15 protein-coding genes are annotated in these 16581 nt (G+C 52.6%); 3 read left to right on the top strand and 12 right to left on the bottom strand.

All coding sequences use genetic code 11. The features are described from left to right. Nucleotides 1–31: 31 nt before the first annotated feature. The 8 genes from Kalk_RS14630 to Kalk_RS14595 form a co-directional block, all read right to left on the bottom strand. Nucleotides 32–301, bottom strand: coding sequence for a hypothetical protein (locus tag Kalk_RS14630; protein WP_101894952.1), 270 nt, complete (start codon nt 299–301; stop codon nt 32–34). A gap of 100 nt (nt 302–401) precedes the next feature. After that, entirely contained in the window at nt 402–959 is a 558-nt protein-coding gene (locus tag Kalk_RS14625) for a PEP-CTERM sorting domain-containing protein (RefSeq protein ID WP_101894951.1), read from the bottom strand. Between the two features lie 177 nt (nt 960–1136). After that, nucleotides 1137–1856 carry a sterol desaturase family protein gene (locus tag Kalk_RS14620; protein ID WP_101894950.1) on the bottom strand — a complete coding sequence of 240 codons (720 nt, stop codon included), beginning with the start codon at nt 1854–1856 and terminating at the stop codon, nt 1137–1139. A gap of 61 nt (nt 1857–1917) precedes the next feature. Further along, nucleotides 1918–2610, bottom strand: a complete 693-nt coding sequence (locus tag Kalk_RS14615) for a PspA/IM30 family protein (protein WP_101894949.1) — start codon at nt 2608–2610, stop codon at nt 1918–1920. A 5-nt stretch (nt 2611–2615) separates the two neighbouring features. Beyond that, nucleotides 2616–2885: a YiaA/YiaB family inner membrane protein gene (locus Kalk_RS14610; RefSeq protein ID WP_101894948.1), complete on the bottom strand. Its 270-nt coding sequence runs from the start codon at nt 2883–2885 to the stop codon at nt 2616–2618. A gap of 159 nt (nt 2886–3044) precedes the next feature. Beyond that, nucleotides 3045–3890, bottom strand: coding sequence for an N-acetylmuramoyl-L-alanine amidase (locus Kalk_RS14605; protein ID WP_101894947.1), 846 nt, complete (start codon nt 3888–3890; stop codon nt 3045–3047). Between the two features lie 57 nt (nt 3891–3947). Beyond that, a complete protein-coding gene (locus tag Kalk_RS14600; RefSeq protein WP_101894946.1) occupies nt 3948–4481 on the bottom strand; it encodes a hypothetical protein in 534 nt (177 codons plus the stop codon). 224 nt (nt 4482–4705) lie between these two features. Continuing rightward, nucleotides 4706–6778 (bottom strand): neutral/alkaline non-lysosomal ceramidase N-terminal domain-containing protein, encoded by a 2073-nt coding sequence (locus Kalk_RS14595; RefSeq protein WP_101894945.1) that lies wholly within the window; start codon nt 6776–6778, stop codon nt 4706–4708. A 174-nt stretch (nt 6779–6952) separates the two neighbouring features. On the opposite strand from Kalk_RS14595, the gene Kalk_RS14590 reads away from it, so the two are divergent. Further along, nucleotides 6953–8443 (top strand): glutamate-cysteine ligase family protein, encoded by a 1491-nt coding sequence (locus Kalk_RS14590; RefSeq protein WP_101894944.1) that lies wholly within the window; start codon nt 6953–6955, stop codon nt 8441–8443. Further along, a complete protein-coding gene (locus tag Kalk_RS14585) occupies nt 8440–9483 on the top strand; it encodes a M14 family metallopeptidase (protein ID WP_101894943.1) in 1044 nt (347 codons plus the stop codon). Before Kalk_RS14590 ends, Kalk_RS14585 begins: the two co-directional genes overlap by 4 nt. A 2-nt stretch (nt 9484–9485) precedes the next feature. Here Kalk_RS14585 and Kalk_RS14580 read toward each other — a convergent pair whose 3' ends face one another. Together Kalk_RS14580 and Kalk_RS14575 are read right to left on the bottom strand one after the other, a co-directional pair. Further along, the gene (locus tag Kalk_RS14580; protein ID WP_158643507.1) at nt 9486–10010 is read right to left on the bottom strand and encodes a hypothetical protein; all 525 of its coding nucleotides are present in this window, start codon (nt 10008–10010) and stop codon (nt 9486–9488) included. A gap of 189 nt (nt 10011–10199) precedes the next feature. Further along, complete coding sequence (locus Kalk_RS14575; protein ID WP_101894941.1) at nt 10200–11861, bottom strand: Na/Pi cotransporter family protein; 1662 nt, start codon at nt 11859–11861, stop codon at nt 10200–10202. Nucleotides 11862–11974: 113 nt separating this feature from the next. On the opposite strand from Kalk_RS14575, the gene Kalk_RS14570 reads away from it, so the two are divergent. Then, nucleotides 11975–12739 (top strand): DUF4126 domain-containing protein, encoded by a 765-nt coding sequence (locus Kalk_RS14570; protein ID WP_101896340.1) that lies wholly within the window; start codon nt 11975–11977, stop codon nt 12737–12739. Between the two features lie 9 nt (nt 12740–12748). On the opposite strand, the gene Kalk_RS14565 is transcribed toward Kalk_RS14570, so the two are convergent. Both Kalk_RS14565 and Kalk_RS14560 read right to left on the bottom strand, forming a co-directional pair. Beyond that, nucleotides 12749–15613 carry an EAL domain-containing protein gene (locus tag Kalk_RS14565; protein ID WP_101894940.1) on the bottom strand — a complete coding sequence of 955 codons (2865 nt, stop codon included), beginning with the start codon at nt 15611–15613 and terminating at the stop codon, nt 12749–12751. Next, nucleotides 15610–16554 carry an ABC transporter substrate-binding protein gene (locus tag Kalk_RS14560; RefSeq protein ID WP_101894939.1) on the bottom strand — a complete coding sequence of 315 codons (945 nt, stop codon included), beginning with the start codon at nt 16552–16554 and terminating at the stop codon, nt 15610–15612. Before Kalk_RS14560 ends, Kalk_RS14565 begins: the two co-directional genes overlap by 4 nt. Nucleotides 16555–16581 lie beyond the last annotated feature (27 nt).

Raw genomic sequence — 16581 nt, 5'->3', positions numbered from 1 at the left:
TCAGTGGACAGTTCCATGATTTACAACCCGATCACTCAGCCACCGTAGCCTGGGTCTGATCATCGAGGCACACCGGCTTTTCGTATTTCGGGCAGGCCATACGGGTACAGGCGGCCATTTCCGCCCCTGGAGCGCGACTACAGGTATTACAGCCATCAAAGAAATGGGTGCAGGAATCGGGAATCATCGTGCGCCAACTATCATAGTTGTAATCCACCGCAGTGGGCGCAGGCTCGGTTGTAACACAGGCAACCAGGGTGGATAACGCGGCGGCAATCAGAAGCTGTTTCAAGGGTTTCATGGTAGCGATCCTTGCGTTGAGACTTTCATGTTGAGGCTTTGGCATTGACCTGAGAGCTACCTTGCCACAAAGCCACGCCAAAGAGCCACCGGAATTTCGCTTACTGCTGGGCCCCGATCTTGCGTCGCACCAGCACCAAACCGATCAGGCCCAGCACGATCAAACCCACTGATCCGGGCTCTGGCACAGCAACTCCGCGCGCCATGACCTGGATACCCTCACCACTGTAAAATCGTTTGTGGCCACTGGCAGCCACAGCACAGGCATAACCGCCACCACACGTGCGCCACAGTGGCCCGGGGCCTACCGCCAACAGTGAATTGCCGTCGAATGCCAGCAGACCTTCTATATGCCGGGAGAGCCCATCCCCCAGTAGCCCGCCGTTCAGGTCATAGACCAGCCCGAACAGGTCATCCAAACCAAAAACAAAGGAAGCCAAACCGCCTTGACCATTGAAGCTCAACGCGAAGCCGCTGATCTCACCGGAAAAAGAAGATAGCTGACCATTTCCATCCAGATCCTCACCGACAAAATGCCCGTGCAGGAAAGCCCCGCCGGTATAGCCACCCTGATAAAAATCATAGCCAACCGGCATGGCAGAAGCGGATACGGCAACCAGCGATGCAATGATAATGGCAGTGGCCAAACGTAATTTCATGATCCTTTCCCCAGTAGAATGTGTTGATCTACTTGGGATAAGGCAATCGCAATGCCATCCACAGAGCGCTGTAACAAGTATCCAAAAGAAATGGGAATTTTACCGATAATCGCGCACATCGACGGTCAGTTTACGATTACGAAAAAAAGTGACATGACACTATGGGCCAGCATCATGTCATTTTTTGTGGACATCCCGATACATCAACATAGCCACCAAGCGCTCTTCTCTGGCTGCGGTAAACCCGCATTGCCCACTCCACTCCTTAGGGTTTTCGTAGGTGCCAAACAACATGTCCCACCATACGATATCACCGTAGTTATTCTTGTGACGCCCGGCCTGATGATGAATACGATGCATCTCAGGCCGCTGGAAAACAAACCCTATCCAATGCGGCGTTTTGATATTTGTGTGGTAGAAAAATTCCCCCAAGGCCGTACAGGCCGTGTAAACCAATCCAGCCTCAACAGACAAGCCAAGCACGCTGTACACCAGAACACTGCCGATCAGAGAATTTACGACCATTTCTCCGGGGTGTTTGTAGAACGAGGTGATTACCTCAAGTCGGCGGGGACTGTGATGAATCTGATGGAACGCCAGCCACAGGATATCGTACTCATGCCGCCAGCGATGCCACCAGTAAAATACAAACGTCGCGATAAAATACGCTAACAATCCACCAGCCCAATTGGGCATATAGTCGGACCAATGCATAACAGAAGCAGAAGATAGCCAATGCTCCCAACTAATTCCTGCTAGCAGCACCACCCCAAGCTGCACCGCATTAATCAGAAGCACACGCAGCGGCCAAGTCTTAACTTGTGGTAACCTCCAACCGGGCATGCTGCGTTCAACAACAAAACAAAAACAGAATACCGCCAGAATTTTCAATAGCATCACCAACCCTCCCTGTAGATGAGAACTTCGAACTGCGCACGCTGCAACGTTGCGCGGCCCGTCATGCCGCCCGCTGCTTTCGAAGCCGCTCCAGCACGGCGCTGGCATCTTGCTCGCCGGAGGTAATGCCTACCTGTTTGAGGCGATCATTCAGGTGCTCGCCATTCAGCTCGGCGTTTATCTCACGCATGGCTTCATCCATTTCGGTAGCCCGGGTTTGCTGATGCTTAATGCTGTTAAGTGACGATGCCATTTCCTCCATAGACGCAGACAAACCATTGGAATATCCCTGCAAACTGCCCAAGGCTTTCTGTGCACTACGGTTGGCCTTCGCCAACGTTAATTCACGCTGATACTTCTGAATACCGTTGGCGGCTACTCTAAGCTGGCGCTTTAAGTGCGTCTCCTGCTTTTCCAGACAGATGACTTGCTTACGCTGCTGTTGAAGCAGGTGCTCATCTTCAGCAATGACCCCAGCCAACTCCAATGCCAGTTCTTCTGCCTGTTTATCCAAGGCTTCGCCTGCCTGACGCTCCTTGTTGCTGATGTTTTCCTCCAACGCCTGATTGTGGCGCTGCAACTGCTTTTTCTCCGCCATGACAGTCGCCAACTGCAACTTCGCATGCTGGATGGCTTTTTCTGCATCACGGATCTCTTGTTCAAAAATACGAATGTTGTTGGCGTCCACCAAATGATGCAGTGGTTCTTCGGCAGAGGCACGAAACAGGGTGTTCAATTTTGTCCATAAGCTCATGGCAGTTACTCCGCGTATTCTTTGATCAGTTGTTTGGTTTTGGCATCGGATATTTTGTTGATCAGACGCTGATTTTCGTGTTCATCGCGCATGGTTTTCGACAAGGTAATACTGGTACTCACCAGAAACAGCGCGCACAGCCCCATATAGCCTTTAACCAGAAAATCAGTAGGGATAAACAGAATGCCGGCAGCAGTCGCAGCCAGCGCGACGGCAAAAGATGCCTTTACAAAGAACAGCCAGCCTTTGGAGTTGTCGTTAATGGTATCGATCATGTGCGTTTTCTCCATTGATGAAAGCAACACGATCAGTTTGGCGGGGTGTATCGGTATGAGCAACCTGACTGGTAGAAGTCTTAGCTAGGCAGCCCAAAGGTATCAAATTTCGATACCTTTGGGCTGTATACAGATATGAACGAAGGCTGCAAGGGTGGCTTAGCTTTCCAGAAAATCCTGTTTCACCCAGCCTTCCTGCTCCACTCGAACCTTGGCCCAACCATTCTCCTGTTTAAGAATGGTGACTCGCGTGCCATTGGGCAGGGGGTCACGAATCGCCTTGGCGTTTAAAGATGGCAGCTCGCGAATATTGAGTTTTGAAGCACTGACCCGAGCCTGCTTGGTGGCCGCAGGCGCCAGGTTTAAATCAGGGGCCAGCGGGGCATTGTCGGAACGGCTCAGTAACAGCTGATCCCGCAGGGTCTCCAATGGAAACGCAGGGCCGGGATCGCTCTTGCGTTGCGGTGCTATCTCTTCGTGCCCCACAATGTATTTCATGTTGTAGGTATTCACCAAGGCTCCACATAACTCAAAAGCACACATGATCTGCGCCTCGGTATAGGTGTGCCAATAGCGGGCACCACTTTCGTTACGATGCACCGCTTGAATCACATCGTTCTCTTCAAAACGCCCCCCGTATTGAGATACGAAACCATCGCCCGATTTCTGCAACGGCCCCGCGTTCACCATTTCAATACCGATACTGTACTGATTAATGCCTTGCCGGTTGGCGTATTCACTGCGCCCCGCATGCCAGGCCTTTTTGGTGAAAGGAACCATCTGCACGATGCTACCATCGCGCCCCACCACCAAGTGGGCAGATGCCTGCACGTGAGGCTTGGCAAGGTGGCTTACTGCACCCTCAAGGGTGGTGCCTGCGGTGTAATGCATCACGATCATATCCAGCTGACCGGGCTCAAAGTTGCCGGAATTTTTGCCGGAAATCAGGCGCTGCTCGACCCTATCCCCATGCAGCAAGCCTTGGTCATCAATTGAAAATGTCATACTCAACTCCCTTTTATGAGTGGGCACTCTATATGGGCTTGGCGGCAACGATATCTGTTAACCTTTTGCCTCTGATTCAGGCGTGGTGGTACCGCCCATGCGCTTCTGCAACAGAGGCAGAACATTGCGCATAGCGCGTTCACCAAACAGGAAACCCAACACTAAAAAGTTGATCATCCAGAATGCCGATTGAAAATCCAAACCCACAGAGCCTGTCGCTTGCTCTATTTCGACGGTTGGCCATTTGTTCTGCACAAACACGGCGTAATCCAGATACAGCACAAAAAAGCCCCAAATCGGCCGCTGCATACCGCGCAAAAACACCACCAGTTGCCCAAACATACCGAATTGCTGAAGATCTTTCGCAGTGCCTTCCATTTCTCGGATGCGCTGATCAAACATCTCCTGCTCCTGCTGTGCCAGGGTAAGCAGTTGCAATTCATGCTCTCGTGCCGCTTTACGAATGACTTCTTCAAGTTTTAAACGCTCAGACTCGCTGAGCTTGGGAGGGAAATAGTCTTTGACTGTGTCGACGATTTTCTCGCCGATGCCGCCACTGAGAAAATCCACCACTTTTCCAAATAATGCCATATAGCCCCCTTTAGTCTGCCTGACTGGTGCTGGATCGAAATGGAATAGGATCTTACAAAGAGGCAGGCGCACCACGGCGGTGGCAGCGCCAGCTCAAAGACATCAAGACTAATTACTGTAATGCAAACTCGCTATAGCGTCACCCCCTTGCAGCGCGGTTGTGACGAATGCCAATTAGACTTTGTGCAGTTTTACATCAACCGATGCTTTATAGGTGATGCGTTTTAACGGAAAGGGCTGGAGAAAAACGTATCCTGACCCTGTCTCGCCTCTACCCTGAAGCGATACCAACGACCGGGAGCAGCAATTTCCGGGTTGTACCAACGCAAAAAATAACGCGCCATACCCGCATCTGAATCGCCGTCATAAATGATCTGAAGATCAACGCCTTCATCATCCACCGGCGTGCCTTGTTGATCCGTCAATACCGAAAAGTGCTTACCATCATCGCTGAATTCGATAGACAGCAGTGGCTCATGCAAATTGATATGACTGGGCGACACATCCAACATCTGGGTTTGCCAGTGTGGTTCCTGGTGGGTGGTCGCATCGGTAAACGCAGGTGGTAGTAACTGAACGCGCTTACCCTCAGGTGCCACCGCTTTGGGGTAGTAATGTGCGCTCAGCAAATTGAACTGCCAATGCTCTGGAAGGTCATAATAGCCCGGTTGTCGCAGCATGCTGGCCACCAGTTCAGCGGACTCTCTCGCCAAAAACGGTGTTGTATTGGCGCCATAAATGGTGTGCCCGCCCTCATACCATTGGGCGCTATATTCTTCCGGAGTGGTGCTGTAGCCGAAAAAGCCGTTGGTATGACTGCTGATCACAACATGCGCCAGCTCCACATTCTGCAGCCCTGCGGCAGTGGCTACAGCATCAGCCATGCGGTTGCCCGCTTCAAAGGTGATTTCAAAGGGCAGCCCCACCAACAACAATTCATTGATGCGGAAAGCGCTGATGGAGATACGGTGTGGGTAACGCCAGGGTTGTAAACCCCAGGCCTGTAATTTGGACAACATCCAGCGTTTCTCGCCATGACAATCTCCAACCGGATCATCGGGCCAACCGCGCTGAAACGGCGGCAGGTAGCTGATGGGAAACACTTCATCGTTCTTGGCTGCACCCACCGTGGCAGCGCCAACAACGGCCCGCTCACACAGCATACCCTTATCTTCATCCGATAAATCCAGCACATCTAACTCGCGCTGTGCAGAATAAAGGGTAACCTGATCGGTAAGTTGGTCATCCAAACTGCGGTACAGCTGCCAGGCTCGCTGCGCCAGCGCCAAACCAATACGGCGGGTTTCAATATCACCCCGCAGACCGGTGCGATAATTAGGGTTGTTGTCTCCATGATTCGCCTCAAACGGTCCATGAACGACTGGCCAGGGTGGCTGATAGTGTTCACGGATATTGGCTTCCAACTGTCGCTCAAAAAAGGCCCAGACATCCCCGTGATAGGGATGGGTAAAAGGCGGAATCCCGGTGCCATGTATCGCGAACGTAGAGAACGCCCCCATCGGCTGATAAGATCCGTCTGCCGCTAACCCATCCAGGCGCACCAGCGTAATCAGAGGGTTCACCGCCCGCAGTGCGGCAGCATCGTTCTCCTGCTTATCCACCACATTTTCATTGCGCACATACGCACCCATCGCACGGTTTTTAGTGGCACCGTACATCTGTGTACTGCCTATGGCGATCTTGGCGGGGCGTCGCTGCTGGTACGCCTCCTGGACCGCCGCAGCCATTTGCTCAGCCAGAAACTCGAACACTTCTGGATCAAAACCCGGCCGGTTAGAGCCAAATACATTATAAAAATCACTGGCAAAGTACTGCCCCGGCCCGCTGTGGGTATGGGTGGCATGAATACTCAGGTTATGAACCGCAACATCGGTGTTAGCCGCCACCAACTCCGCCACCCGCCGCTGCAGCACCAAAGAGCTGGCGGGCAGATCCGCCTGCAACACCAGCAGCGGCTCTCCGTCAACTGGCTTCAAATAAAAGGCTCGCGCCTTCAGCCGATTACGAAAACCGTCCGCATCCCGCGCCCAGGCGGAATAGCCCATTTTCGGAATACCAATCGGCGGCGTAATATCACGTACTGCAATCCCCGCCATAAACTGCTGCGGCAATTCAGCTTCCGCCTCCCCTCTTATAGGCTGCGGTGCTACACGGCTGATCTGCACATCCACCACGGGATAGGCCAAAAATGGCCACACAGCATGGACACCTGCACCCACTGCCACCACCAACACCAGCAGCACACCGTAAATCGTACGTTTTATTGTTTTTTTCATGCGGCATCATACCTGACATTAAATTCTGAACGATCGTACCAAAACAACAATCAACATCACAACCACAATCATGATTGACTTACCCAACCCTAACACGCCATCCCATGACCGAGAACATGGACTAATCATGCCAACTGATTCATTCTCAAGGGAAAGTCATCTGGAACACACAGCATGGGCATTGATATTCGGCAGGATACCTTTAGCGAAGACGACTACCGCCGCTTTAATGACAAGATTCGCCACAACCTGCAGGCACTGCAACAGCTACTGCTGCGCCCCGGCTTTGGTATGGGCGATGATTCCTTAGGTGCGGAGCTGGAATTCTATCTGGTGGATAATAAAGGCAATCCAGCGCCCTGTAACCTCGCGATTCTGAAACAGGCCAACAACCCGCAACTGACCCCCGAGCTGAACCAATTCAACCTTGAATACAATCTGCAACCACAACCTTTCGCTGGCAGCCCCTTTGCAGCCTTCGAGCAGGAGCTGAGTAGCGCCATCACCGCCACCGACCACATTGCAGCCGGGCACGGCGCCGAACTGCTGCCCATCGGCATCCTGCCCACAGCCCAACCCAGCCAGTTTGGGCCGCACATGATGACAGACCAACCCCGTTACCGCGCCATGGATAAAGCATTGCGTAAACTGCGGGGCGCCCCCTTCGCCATCCACATCGATGGCAAACCACCACTGAACCTGACCTGGGATGACGTGACGCTGGAGGGGGCCAATACCTCCTTTCAATTACATTGGCGCCTGAACCCCGATCAGTTCACCAACAGCTTTAATGCGGTGCAGCTGGTCACCCCCATTGCTCTGGCGTTAGCGGCCAACTCTCCTCTATTGTTTGGCCATGAGCTGTGGCAAGAAACCCGCATCGCCCTGTTCAAACAGTCTATTGACTGTCGCGATGATGCACACGGCCAAACCAAATATCCGCCCAGAGTTTATTTTGGCAATGGCTGGCTGCGCACAGGCCCATTGGAGTTATTTGCCTCCACAGTAGCCCTGTTCCCGCCCATCATGCCCATACTGCATGAAGAAGATCCGCTGGCCCAGATAGCCGCAGGCAAGCTGCCACAACTGCATGAACTGAAACTGCATCAAGGCAGCACCTGGCCCTGGAATCGAGCGATTTACGATCACCACAATGGAGGCCACATCCGCATGGAGGTGCGCGCACTTCCCTCAGGGCCCAGCCTGCAGGACATGAGCGCCACGTCTGCGTTCCTACTGGGCAGCGCACTGGCATTGCGGGATTCCATGCCAGAACGAACCAACATGTTGCCGTTCAAATTCGCCGAGCACAATTTCTATCGGGCAGCCCAACATGGCCTTAATGCCGACATGCTGTGGCCCTCTTCCAGCCAGATCAAAGTCGTGGAATACAACGTACTGGAACTGGCCAAACGCTTACTGCCCCTGGCGGAAGATGCCCTGCAACAAGCCGGCATGGATACAGCAGAAGCCAAACGCCTGATGCGCAATATCCACGATCGAATTGCTGCCCGTACCAACGGTGCTCAGTGGCAGCTGAACGTACTCCACCGGTTACAGCAATCAGGCCTTAATGCCGAGGATGCGCGCCACCAAATGCTAAACCGCTATCGTGCAAACTATCATTCCCATCAATCCATCAGCCAATGGAGCACCGAACTATGAGCCTGGGCAGCCCCCTGATTCGCTACTGGTACCATCCCACCGCCGACAGCTTGGGAGACACCGTAGAGGCGTTCCTTCAGGAAATGGCCGGGCCCACCTTGCTCCATATTCCCGGCAAGAACCGGCAGCGCAAGCGTGCCATTTGCACCCTTCTACACGGCAATGAACCCTCCGGCACCCGTGGCATTTTTCGCTGGTTAAAACAGGGGGTCGAACCCGCTGTGGATATCCTTTGCTTCTTCGGCTCGGTCAAAACATCACTGCAGGAACCACTGTTTTTCTATCGCCATCTGCCCGACGACAAAGACCTGAACCGCTGCTTTAAAGCGCCCTTCGAATGCGATCAAGGCCGCCTAGCCAAAGCGATTCTGGATATACTGCAAGACATGCAGCCAGAAGCCCTGATCGATATCCACAACACATCCGGCATGGGCCCATCCTTCTCCGTTTCGATGAAACAGGATGCACAACATGAAGCACTCACCAGCCTGTTCACCGAGCGCATGCTGGTAACCGGTTTACGCCTGGGAGCACTCTTCGAATACAGTGAACGCAACGTGCCAACCGTGACCATTGAATGCGGCGGCGCCCAGGATCCAAGAGCCGATGATATCGCCTATGAAGGTATTCTCCGCTACGTCAGCCAAACCGACGTACTGACGCCACAACAGGCGGACTGGGAGCTGGATGTGCTGAAAGAACCGGTACGACTGGAATTACGGACAGATGCCACCATTACCTACAGCGAAGCAGAAGATGTGTACGCCGACATCACCCTGCCACCGAATGTCGAGCGTCACAACTTCGGCCGTATCACCACGGACGTACAACTGGGCTGGGTTAAGCCGGAAAGCTGGGACAAATTGATCGTCAACACACCGGCAGGCAAGGATGTAAAAGACAAAATACTGAAACTGGAAGGCAACCGGCTGCATCCGGCGCAGCCTCTTAAATTGTTCATGATCACAACCAACGCCACCATCGCCAAGAGCGACTGCCTGTTCTACGCCGTTACCGACGACGGCAGTCACCTGAAATAACGTCAATCAATAGAGCGAGAATCCAGCATCGACGCAACCTGATTGCTGCGCGCGCCATCCAACCTGGAAGAAGGCTGCTTGAACAACCAACTGGCCAGCACCACCAAAGCAGCCATCGCCACGACCGACCACATACTGACACTGCCTTTAGTGGAAGCCGTAGGCCGCCCATAGGCTCTGCCGGTGCGCACCGGCGAAGGGCGACTCGATCGCGCCACCGGGGCACGGCTGGCCGGTTTCGGCTCAGCACCGCTATACAGGCTCAAACTGCCAGCTCGTTCTGCCAGGCCTGTCAGCGGTACCGGCTTGATCATGCAATCAACCCCAACCTCACGTAAGGCGGCCTTCAGCTTGAAGGCATCTTCATGTGCCATCAGCTTTTGCAAAACCGGCGCGCTATTCTGCAACAACGATTCAACTTGCTGATCATTCATGTTCAATTGTCTGGATAACTGCAAACGAACTTTGGCTGAGTCGAATCCTTTCAACACACCCAATACCGAGAGCTTGAATTTAGGTGCAGACACCACGGCGGAAACCCCCGAAACTCTTAATGGTCCGAAGGCTGCGATCCTAGAAACTATTGTGTTCGGAATCTGTGGACTGCATCCAAATTTTATAAGAAAAAAAAACGCCCTCATCAAAACGGGAACCGGCACACAGTTCATCGATGGCATCAATATACACAGACCGCAAGCACTGTATCCAGTCGCACATTAATCAACCAGCGCTTCATCTTGCAACCGCAGAAACCCAATAGCCTTAGAAAAGTTATGGATAGAAGCACGAAACTCGCGATTCACGTTCAACAAAGTCGAAGTCTCCCGCTCATCGGCCCCCTCATGCAAGCCTCTCACAAACAGAGCTTGCTGTGTCGCATAATGAGCAGCTCGATTGCGCTCCCTCAAACCATCCAACGCCTCACGCAAGTGGCCAGGCTTGTGCTCGGTGGTTAACAACGTCAGCAATGCACTCAACTGCAGCGCCTGCTGTGCCATTTGATCCTGATAGAACTGCACCAGTGTTGGCCTTTCGGAACGCCGCAGCTCCACCAGGTTTGTACGAATATCTTTCTGCGACTTGGCCGCATACACACCATGACGAGCACTATTGAGATAACGGTGCAAGCACTTTACCTGCTCCGGTGTCACCGTACCGGCCTGAACAGCGCCGCAAAATTCAAGAATTTCGCCTTCCAGCGTTTTGATATCGTCATAGCGCGACTCAAAAGATCCCGCATCGATCAGCGCCTTATCCAGTCGCTGTTGCAACTCGTCCTCAAGCTCCAGACTGCTCCCATCCAGCTTCATATTCTGCAGCGCCAGCGCCACCACTCTCACCAACAAACATTCCACCTCCTTACGCACTGCATCCACCGCTTCACTCACTACGGTAACAGGCACGTTCTGAATATAGGTGCGCACATCCTCTTCGCTTTCCAGAAAACGCCGCTCCAGAAAATGCGAGAATGGCTTGATAAACGGCAGCATTAAAAGAATCCCAATCAGATTGAAACCACTGTGGAACGCTACCAGGTGATACAGAGGATCAGACAAGCCGGAAGATTGAATCAGCGGCAGCAATAACGGCAACAAACTGAACGCCAACACCGCAGTGACCACATTGATCAGCACATGAGCAAGCGCCAACTGCTTCTTAATGGCGCTGCCGGTCATACCCCCCAACATAAGGGTACTGGTAGTGCCCAGATCGGCCCCAATCACCAAAGCGGCCGCAGATGGCAAATCCACAATACCGGCATTGAGCGCGCTTAAAGTGATCATCATGGCGGCCGAACTGGATTGAATCAGGGCAGCAAACAACACCCCAACCAGCAAATAGAGAATGGCCGGATAACCTTGCAATACGGACACATCAAACAGGGCTGACACGGCCTCCATACTGCCTTTCATGGCATCCAGGCCAAACAACAACAACCCCAGCCCCAACACCAATCTCCCCCAGGCCAGCCAATATTCGCGACGGGCAAGCAACACACTCCAAAGCGCACCCGCCCCCATCAAAGGCACCGCCAGCGTCGCCAGATCCAGCTTGAACCCCAGCGTCGCCACAATCCAGCCGGTGAAGGTAGTGCCCAAATTCGCTCCCAGCACCACACCAACGGCATTGTAGAGCGGAATCACACCCGCCCCCACCAACGCCATCATCATCAGCCCGACCATCGAACTGCTCTGCACCAGCATAGTGGTTAGAGTTCCGCCCAGCATCGAACTGACAGGGTTGCTGGTCGTGCGACGCAGAAAGCGGCGAAATGAAGTGCTGCTCAGCACTTTGAGGGCCTCCTCCAACTGGCTCATGCCAAACAGAAACAGGCCCAGTCCCGCAAGAAACATTACAATACTTAAAGATAGCGACATAATTCAGATAGTTATCCTGTTCAGGCAACGTTAAGGTTAACCTTGGCACCCTTGTTATGGGAAGCCAATCCACCTTGGCGTACAAAAGAACACACAGCATAAAAGAGGCGTTCTTGGAAGAATATCAAGCACTCATCAGCACCATTGCCCTCACTATGGGAATATCCTGGGCCAGTGGCATCAACCTTTATGCAGCCTTACTGGTACTGGGCATTGGCGGCTCAACCGGTAATATTGATCTGCCCCCCGACCTGCAGTCATTGCAAGATCCTCTGGTCATCATGGCCGCCGGGGCCATGTACGCGGTCGAGTTCTTTGCGGATAAAACACCCGGTGTCGACTCCGGCTGGGACACCCTGCACACCTTTGTACGCATTCCCGCCGGAGCCATGCTGGCAGCAGGGGCGGTCGGAGACGTCACCCCCTCACTGGAAATTGCTGCCGGTATTCTCGGTGGCGGTATGGCTGCCACATCCCACGCCACCAAAGCAGGTACGCGTCTGCTGATTAATACCTCACCTGAGCCTGTCACCAACTGGATTGCATCATTCAGTGAAGACTTGCTGGTATTCGGCGGCCTATGGGCTGCCCTGAATCATCCGATCCTGTTTCTTGTATTCCTGTTGGTATTTATCGTACTGGTAATATGGCTGCTGCCGAAAATATTCCGCGCCATCAAATTAATGGTACGCAAAATCGGGCAATGGTTAGGGCTGGTGGAAAAAGACCAAGGCGGGGCTGACAACAAGTTACAACAGCACTATCTGGACCGGCTGCAACAGCTAAAGCAACTGCTGGACCAAGGGGCGCTGACCCAGGAAGAATTCGAAGCCGAGAAAGCATTGCTGCTAACCCAAAGAAATAAAGCCAGTACCTGATCAGGCACTTTATTGCGCGCTGGGTGGCTTAGGGTTCTCCACCCAGCGCTCGTAAAACACGTCGGCGGGCACCGGCCGGTCAAAATAGTAGCCTTGATATTGATAACAACCCTTTTCCTTAAGGAAATTGAGTTGGTATTCTTCCTCAACCCCTTCTGCAATAACATCCAACTCCATCAACCTGGCCATGGCAATAATGGTTTCCACGATGACCCTGTCGTTGTTATCACTGCTAATATCCCGCACAAACGCCTGATCAATTTTCAACTTATGCAACGGCAGTTCACGCAGGTAAGATAGCGACGAATACCCAGTACCAAAATCATCCAATGCTATGTAAAAGCCCATCCCATGCAGCAGCTTCATCTTCTCCACCACCTGATCTAGGTGATGCAGCAACATACTCTCGGTGATTTCCAGTTCAATCTTGCTGGGGCTGATATTTGCCTCTTTCGTAAAAGCATCCACTTTAAGAGCAAAATCATCCTGCGAGAACTGACGCGCACTGATATTTATCGCCAGGCGATCAAAGCTCGCCGGCAAACCTTTAACCATCCACTCCTGCATTTGCTGACAGGCCTTGCGTAAAACCCAGTCCCCCAACGGAATAATCAGCCCCGATTCCTCGGCGGCACGAATAAACAAGTCAGGGCGAATAAAACCCAGCGTCGGCTCCTCCCAACGCAACAGAACCTCTGCGCCAATCAGCTCCTCAAGATCATTAAACTGAGGCTGAAAATAAAGCACAAACTGCTCTTCCTCCATCGCACCGGGCAGCAACATCTGCAGCTTAAGGTTCTGCTCGATTTCCTCGTGCATTTCCTTACTGAACAAACACACAGTGCTGCGACCTTCCTCTTTGGCACGGTACATGGCGGCATCTGCCTGCTTCATGATGTCGTGAATCGTCTCCTGATCCAACGGATACAGCGCTATTCCTATACTGCAACCAATATTCAACTTGTGCCCAGAGACATCAAAGGTTTCCGCTAGCGCAGACTGCACTTTCAAGGCCACATTGCGCGCCAAAGACGCTGCTACGGTTGGATCAGCACTCAACTCTGGCAACAATACTACAAACTCATCACCACCCAAGCGGGCCAGCGTATCCTCTTCCCGTATAACGTGTCGCAGACGTTCTGCGATGGCAACCAGCAGACCATCCCCAATAGGATGCCCCAGGGAATCATTCACATTCTTAAAGTGATCCAGATCGATGAACAACAACGCTCCACTGTGACCATGTCGAATTGAACGGGCCTGCTCCTGGCTAAGCTTATCATTCAACATACGCCGGTTCGGCAGCCGTGTAAGCTCGTCATACAACACCTGCTGACGAATGCGTTCCTCGGCCCGCTTGCGCTCGGTGATGTCCATGATCCCTGCAATCAAACCAGTATAATGGCCGTAGCTATCATGCATAGCGGCCGACTTCAGGGTGACGTGAACTCGACGCCCGGTACGGGACACCAACTCAAAATCTTGATGGGCGTCCGGGCCACGCCCTTTTCTGATCAGTTTTTCCTGTAAAAGGGCGCGACTGGTCGGCTCCATAAATTCCAGCATGGAATGACCGATTAAATCCCCTTTGGCATAACCCAGCATGGATGCCATAGAATCATTAACCAGCGTTGTAAAGCCTTCGTCGTCCAGCACCCAGATACCTTCCTGAGCCATATCAAATAACATTCGATACTTCTCTTCGCTACCACGCAATGCGTCTTCCGTGCGTCGTTGCAAAGTAATATCGGTATGTATAGCGATAAACCGCAATGCTGTGCCATTGGCATCGCGCTCCACCACTTTCCCCCGCATCAACACAAAGCGAGGCTCTCCATCTGCTTTACGCAAACAGTATTCCACTCGGCACACATCCGATAGCCCTTGCACATGGCGCTGCACCTTACGCTCCAGATAGGGCCAGTCTTCTGCATCAACCAATGTTTTCCACTGATCCCATGCAAGATCCTTGCTGGCGCTAATGCCCATCATTTTCTTAAACTGAGGCGAGAAAAAACTCTTACCTGTGCGCAAATCCCAATCCTGCACACCATCCCCGGCTCCCTCCAATGCAAAAACCCAGCGCTCCTCGCTGATTCGCACATCGCTCAGGCTTTTGTGCAGATTCCTATTCATTCTATTCAGCGCCGAAGACAAAGCACCCAGCTCAGCAATACCTTTATCTTTGAAGATTTCAATTTCCTGACCTGATGCAACACGATCGGCTTTTTGGGTAAGGTATTTCAGCGGCGTAAGCACTATTCTCTGCAAAACATACAGCAATGTAGCTAACACCATAGCCATCAATAGCCACAGAAACACCAGATTCTGCCAAACAGAATTACGTATATTTTCGTAGGGCCGATATAAGCTCCACTCCACATACAACACCCCGATTTCATCAGGCCGTAAGCCCGTTTCAGGGGTGTTCATCAACAGCGGATAATAGGCATAAAGCACGTCATTGTTTTGATTGGTAATGATCACCGGGTTACGTGATTCTTTCACGCGGCGAAACAAACTGTCATTGAACTGGGGCAGCTGTCCCCGTGCTGGCTGCCCTAACATCACAAAACTGGAAGAGAACTGCACCACACCCTGATGATCCACCACAGCCGAAAGCCCGACATCATCCAGCAGATTCAGGGCCATAACCTCGCGCTCTACACTTCTCAGGTCATCATGACGAAATTCTTTATCGAAACGGGCCTGTGCCACCATCAAGATGGTTTTTAGATTCAACTTGGCCTCGTCGAAAGCATGCGCCTTCAACGCCACGTACTGATTGTAGGAAAACACCGCCGACAGAATAGCAAAACTGATGGATATGACCGCTACCACCACCCACGCCAGCGACCGCTTGAACAATATCAAGAAGAGACCTCCAGCACCCAATCCGGCGGTGGTTTTGGTACCGGGCTCCCCTGAACCAGATTTCGCGCCTTCATGACATCCAAAACCCGATGAAACGATTTCGTATATGGACTGGGGTTCCCCGAGAGCCAGTTAAGATTATCCTGCTCCGAGGGTAGGTAAATACCGGAGAAAGCCCGTCGCAACTGCTCCTCATCCAGCTGCAGGCGCTTACAAAAAAACACCTCAGCCTCACTCCTGTGGCTCAGCATAAAAGCCCTGGCCTCACGATACCCAGCTATCAACGTTTCATATTGTTTTGGGTAAGCCCGCAGTGACGCTTGTCTGGCAACCAGCACATTAACCACCAGCTCAGGCGCCTGAGAGGTATCAAACAATACCCTGCCACCCTTGGACAACAAGCGGGTCTTAACCGGTTCTGTGGTGACTACCGCATCAACCTGCCCCTGCAGAAATGCATCTTCATGCTCATCAGGGCTAAGGCTAACCATGTTAATATCACTGAACTGCAACCCAGCCTGACTAAGGGCTTCGGACAACACAACTGCTCCCTGAGCAGTATTCTCAACGCCGATTCTCAGCCCTTCCAAGCCCCCCTTGGTACCTGCAGAAGCAACGACGGCATGCCCGCCGCGGGAATGATCCAGCGCCATCAGCACCACCAGATCCATTCCTTTGGCCATCAGCAAAATGGCCTCATCCAGCGAAATCGCAGCAGCATCAACGTTACCATGGGCCATGGCCCGCATCACTTCCGTGGCAGAAGCAAGCTGAATGATGCCCACACTCTTACCGTAGGTACCTAAATACTGCGCCAAATACAATGGCTCGTACCCTGGCCAGAGGTTGGTGGCAACCTTCAGAGGACGGCTGTGCTCGAACGCACACCCCATCAGCACCAGGCCAAGCCACAAATAACCTAACGTTCGAAAGAATTTCATTGATCCAGCAACAATCCCGAGCACCGT

The organism is Ketobacter alkanivorans (genome assembly GCF_002863865.1).
Classification (GTDB): domain Bacteria; phylum Pseudomonadota; class Gammaproteobacteria; order Pseudomonadales; family Ketobacteraceae; genus Ketobacter; species Ketobacter alkanivorans.
This window is presented reverse-complemented; position numbering and strand designations above follow the sequence as displayed.

What these genes read in the sequence shown, in the direction of transcription:
- Kalk_RS14630 (WP_101894952.1), bottom strand. Translation starts at nt 301, where the DNA reads ATGAAACCCTTGAAACAGCTTCTGATTGCCGCCGCGTTATCCACCCTG.
- Kalk_RS14625 (WP_101894951.1), bottom strand. Translation starts at nt 959, where the DNA reads ATGAAATTACGTTTGGCCACTGCCATTATCATTGCATCGCTGGTTGCC.
- Kalk_RS14620 (WP_101894950.1), bottom strand. Translation starts at nt 1,856, where the DNA reads ATGCTATTGAAAATTCTGGCGGTATTCTGTTTTTGTTTTGTTGTTGAA.
- Kalk_RS14615 (WP_101894949.1), bottom strand. Translation starts at nt 2,610, where the DNA reads ATGAGCTTATGGACAAAATTGAACACCCTGTTTCGTGCCTCTGCCGAA.
- Kalk_RS14610 (WP_101894948.1), bottom strand. Translation starts at nt 2,885, where the DNA reads ATGATCGATACCATTAACGACAACTCCAAAGGCTGGCTGTTCTTTGTA.
- Kalk_RS14605 (WP_101894947.1), bottom strand. Translation starts at nt 3,890, where the DNA reads ATGACATTTTCAATTGATGACCAAGGCTTGCTGCATGGGGATAGGGTC.
- Kalk_RS14600 (WP_101894946.1), bottom strand. Translation starts at nt 4,481, where the DNA reads ATGGCATTATTTGGAAAAGTGGTGGATTTTCTCAGTGGCGGCATCGGC.
- Kalk_RS14595 (WP_101894945.1), bottom strand. Translation starts at nt 6,778, where the DNA reads ATGAAAAAAACAATAAAACGTACGATTTACGGTGTGCTGCTGGTGTTG.
- Kalk_RS14590 (WP_101894944.1), top strand. Translation starts at nt 6,953, where the DNA reads ATGGGCATTGATATTCGGCAGGATACCTTTAGCGAAGACGACTACCGC.
- Kalk_RS14585 (WP_101894943.1), top strand. Translation starts at nt 8,440, where the DNA reads ATGAGCCTGGGCAGCCCCCTGATTCGCTACTGGTACCATCCCACCGCC.
- Kalk_RS14575 (WP_101894941.1), bottom strand. Translation starts at nt 11,861, where the DNA reads ATGTCGCTATCTTTAAGTATTGTAATGTTTCTTGCGGGACTGGGCCTG.
- Kalk_RS14560 (WP_101894939.1), bottom strand. Translation starts at nt 16,554, where the DNA reads ATGAAATTCTTTCGAACGTTAGGTTATTTGTGGCTTGGCCTGGTGCTG.